This is a genomic window from Trebonia sp. (genome assembly GCF_030042015.1).
Lineage (GTDB): Bacteria > Actinomycetota > Actinomycetes > Streptosporangiales > Streptosporangiaceae > Trebonia.
Genome location: NZ_JASIAL010000119.1, coordinates 1 through 4,267 on the forward strand (window position 1 = coordinate 1; position 4,267 = coordinate 4,267).

At 69.2% G+C, this 4,267-nt stretch carries 3 protein-coding genes and 1 pseudogene; 3 read left to right on the top strand and 1 reads right to left on the bottom strand.

Translation table 11 applies throughout. The features are described 5' to 3' along the window. The 3 genes from groEL to Q1N79_RS06005 all read left to right on the top strand — a co-directional run. The coding region (groEL, locus tag Q1N79_RS05995; protein ID WP_300605407.1) for a chaperonin GroEL at positions 1 to 1,053 on the top strand (1,053 nt) is incomplete at its 5' end. Positions 1,054 to 1,466: 413 nt separating this feature from the next. Next, entirely contained in the window at positions 1,467 to 1,862 is a 396-nt protein-coding gene (locus Q1N79_RS06000) for a cold-shock protein (protein WP_300605409.1), read from the top strand. Between the two features lie 221 nt (positions 1,863 to 2,083). Continuing rightward, positions 2,084 to 3,178 carry an NAD-dependent epimerase/dehydratase family protein gene (locus Q1N79_RS06005; RefSeq protein ID WP_300605411.1) on the top strand — a complete coding sequence of 365 codons (1,095 nt, stop codon included), beginning with the start codon at positions 2,084 to 2,086 and terminating at the stop codon, positions 3,176 to 3,178. 357 nt (positions 3,179 to 3,535) lie between these two features. Here the strand turns inward: Q1N79_RS06005 and Q1N79_RS06010 are convergent. After that, positions 3,536 to 4,267 (bottom strand): annotated as a pseudogene (locus Q1N79_RS06010) (hypothetical protein); the annotation flags it as partial.

Sequence of the window (4,267 nt, forward strand, 5' to 3'; positions counted from 1 at the left end):
GGCATGCGCTTCGACAAGGGCTACATCGCGCCGTACTTCGTCACCGACCCGGAGCGCCTCGAGGCCGTCCTCGAGGACCCGTACATCCTTGTCGTCAACTCCAAGATCTCGGCCAACAAGGACCTGCTCCCGCTGCTCGACAAGGTCGTGCAGTCAGGCAAGCCGCTGGCCATCATCGCCGAGGACGTCGACGGCGAGGCCCTGGCCACGCTGGTCGTCAACAAGATGCGCGGGCTGTTCAGGTCCGTCGCGGTCAAGGCGCCCGGCTTCGGCGACCGCCGCAAGGCCATGCTCGGTGACATCGCCATCCTGACCGGTGGCCAGGTCATCAGCGAAGAGGTCGGGCTCAAGCTGGACAGCGTCGACCTCGACGTGCTCGGCCGCGCGCGCAAGGTCGTCGTGACCAAGGACGAGACCACGATCGTCGACGGCGCGGGCGACGCGGACCAGATCTCGGGCCGGGTCAACCAGATCCGCACCGAGATCGACAACACCGACTCCGACTACGACCGCGAGAAGCTGCAGGAGCGGCTGGCCAAGCTGGCCGGCGGCGTGGCCGTCATCAAGGCGGGCGCGGCGACCGAGGTCGAGCTGAAGGAGCGCAAGCACCGGATCGAGGACGCGGTGCGCAACGCCAAGGCCGCGGTCGAGGAGGGTGTCGTGCCCGGCGGCGGCGTGGCGCTGCTGCAGGCGGCCCGCACCGCCTTCGACAAGATCGACCTTGCGGGCGACGAGGCGACCGGCGCCGCGATCGTGCGCCGTGCCGTGGAGGAGCCGCTCAAGCAGATCGCGATCAACGCGGGCCTGGAGGGCGGCGTGGTGGTCGAGAAGGTCAAGACCCTGCCGCCTGGCCAGGGCCTGAACGCCGACGACGGCCAGTACACCGACATGTTCAAGGCCGGGATCATCGACCCGGCGAAGGTCACCCGCTCGGCTCTGCAGAACGCGGCGTCGATCGCCGGCCTGTTCCTCACCACCGAGGCAGTGATCGCGGAGAAGCCGGAGAAGGAGAAGGTCCCCGCCGCTCCTGGCGGCGGCGACATGGACTTCTGACGTCCAGCCTCATCCGGCGGATAACGGCCGAGATCGGGAACGGCCCGGGGAAACCCGGGCCGTTCCCGCCTTCCTGACTCATGTTTTCGCGCAAAACCGCTGGGTATAGCCTCACTGCGATCTTGACACCGGGGGAAGTTGACCTGCCGATGGACTCACGGCCTCGCACGCGATCCCGTCCCAGCACCATCCGAACGTGTGAGGCCGTGACCGACGTGGCCCCGGCTGCTACCCTGCGGCGGCCGGGACTGCGTCCCCCGGAGCGGCGTATCGCCGCACGCCGGGCGCGGTTAGGGGCACAATAGCCGTGCTGCCATTCACAGCGCGGTACCGATAGCCTAGAAGGCGCCCATCACACCCGGCCGGCGGCATGGCCGGCGGGTGTCAGTTTCCAAGGACGTGAGGTTTGGCTCGTGCCTACCGGCAAGGTCAAGTGGTATGACTCCGAAAAGGGGTTCGGTTTCCTCGCCCGTGACGACGGAGGCGAGGTCTTCGTGCATTCTTCCGCGCTGCCGGCGGGGACGACCGCGCTTGGGAAGGGACAGCGAGTCGAGTTTGGCATCGTAGAGGGCCGCAAGGGCGCGCAGGCGCTCCAACTGCGGCTACTTGAGGCGCCGCCGGCTGTCGCGACCGCGGCTGCCAAGCACTCAAGGAAGAAGCCCGACGAGATGATCCCGATCATCGAGGACCTCATGAAGCTGCTCGACGGGATCTCCGACGTCTACCGGCGTGGTAAGCACCCGGAGGCGAGGGAAGCGAAGAAGATCGCCGCCTTGCTGCGCGCCGTGGCCGACGACCTGGAGCCGTGACCGATGCCGGCCGCCACCGGCAAGGACCCTGTTTGGCGGCGGGCCTCCCACCGCCGAACCTATCGGCAGGGAGGCCCCCAGCGCCGATAGCGACGCGAACCCAGCGCCGGGACAGGCGGCGGCAGCGCCCGACATTGACGGCAGCGGTACCGATGTGGTTAAAAGGTGCACCAGGGGTGCTCCGGGAGTGGCCCGTTGGCCTGGTAATGGACGGGACGCCAGTGACAGCTAATGGCGCAAGCGATGACGGAAGACCACTGAACGGCGCCGCGGCCCTCAGCGCCGGGGACCGGGTGGTCATCACCGGCGCGTCGGGGTTCATCGGGTCGGCCGTCGCCAGGGCGTTGCACGCCAGGGGCGCGCGCGTCGTCGCCATGGTCGAACCGGGTGCCGATTGCCGCAACCTTGAGCTGATCGACGCGGAGCGTGTCGAGGCCGACATCCGCGACGCCGCCGCCGTACGGGCCGCCTGCGCCGGCGCCCGCTTCGTGTTCCACCTCGCGGCGATCTACCGCTTCTGGGCCCGCGACCCGCGCGTCTTTTATCACGTGAACGTCGGCGGCACGCTCAACGTGCTCAACGCGGTCCGTGCCGTGGGGTGCGAGCGGCTGGTCTTCACCTCGACAGTCGGCGTGCTCGGACTCGGAAACGCCTGGGCAGGCGAGGGGGCCGACGAGACATGCTACGCCGACATCGGCCACCTGTTCGGGCCCTACAAGAGGTCCAAGTTCGTCGCCGAGCACGAGGTGCTCAGGGCCTGCGCCGAGGGGCTTGACGTCTGCATCGTCCTGCCGACGTTTCCGCTCGGGGCCGGGGACGTCGCCCCCACGCCGACCGGCAAGGTAGTGCTGGACTTCCTCAACGGAAAGATGCCCGCGTTCACCGATACCGCCTTGAACGTCGTCCACGTCCAGGATCTGGCACTGGGCCACATCGCCGCCCTCGAGCGCGGCGGCAAGGGCCGCAGCTACATCCTGGGCGGGGAGAACATGTCGATGCGGGCGATTTTCCAGGCGCTGGCCAGTTACTCCGGCCTGCCCATGCCCCGGCTGAGGGTCCCGCGAGGGCTGGCCGTGACGGCCGGGGCCGCCTCCACGCTGATCGAAAGCCGGCTGCTGCGCAGGGAACCCCGCGTGCCGCTGGAGGCCGCGCGCATGACCACGACCAGGATGATCTTCAACGACGAGCGGGCCCGCGCGGAGCTTGGCCACACCTCACGGCCGGGGAGCGAGGCGATCAGGGAGTCTGCCCGCTGGTTCGCGGACAACGGCTACGTGACAGCTCGCCGGCGCGCGGCGATCAAGTGGCGCGAGTGACGCGCCCGCGGGACTGACCTGACGAGGGCGCCCGCGACCCCGACCCCGACCTGACGGAGGGCGGGCGAGAGCTGCGGGGCGGCTGGGACCCGCGGGTGCCGACAGCAGCGGGAGCCTCCGCACAGCGACGTCACACCAGCATCACCTGCCCACTTCGCACACTCCTTGCATGGACAAATCGCCTATAACGGACCGGAAAAAGGTCACAGAGTGTGCGAAGTCCCTTTCATCCCTTCGGATGGCCGCATCCGCGAGCACGTCAGGGGCTGGTGGGACGGGGGAGGCCCAGTTCGCGGGGAGCGGGGGCTGCCGGTGGTGCCGCACGGGTTATCCGGGGAGGCTTGCCGTGGTGCGGCGCTATCTGGTGTTCGCGGGCTGGGACCGTATCGGCGCGCGGACGCGAACCCGTTGCCTGCGCCGGGCGATCAGCATGACGAGCGCGATCGTAAGGCCCGCGGCGGCGATGGCTAGGCCAGCCTGCCCGTTGTCCAGCATCGACACCAGCACGCCGACCAGCCCGCCGGCCACGTTCGCGACCTGGTTAAGCGTCTCGGATACCGAGAACGTCGACGACCGGATTTCGTCGCCGATCTCGCGCTGGACGATCGAGTCCTGGCCGAGCTTGGCCAGGCTCGCGCAGAAGATCGCGGTGAACTCCACCGCCACGGCCGTCCACAAGCCGAACGACCAGGCGCAGACCACGGTGACCACCGGAGCGATGCCCAGCACGGTGAACATGATCAAGTGCGGTGACCTGCCGCGGAAGAAGGACCCGAGCACCATCGAGGTGAGGCTGCCAAGCGACAGGCCTGCGGCCAGGGCGGCGAGGGCGAAGTTGTGCGACACCGCATGGTGCGGCGCGCCGAAGTTCACGCTCCGCAAGAGGAACGCGAGCAGGAACAGGATGTAGCCGGAGAAAGCCCGCAGGACCGCGTTGACCGCCATGGCTTCCTTGACAACCGGGCCCACGTTCGCAAGGGTGCGCCAGCGTCCGGCGCCAGCATGGGTGCCGCCGGCCGCAGGCGGCAGCGCGGCGGGACCGCCGGGACCGCTAGGGGCGCCGGGGGCGCCGACGGCCCCCGGCTCGAG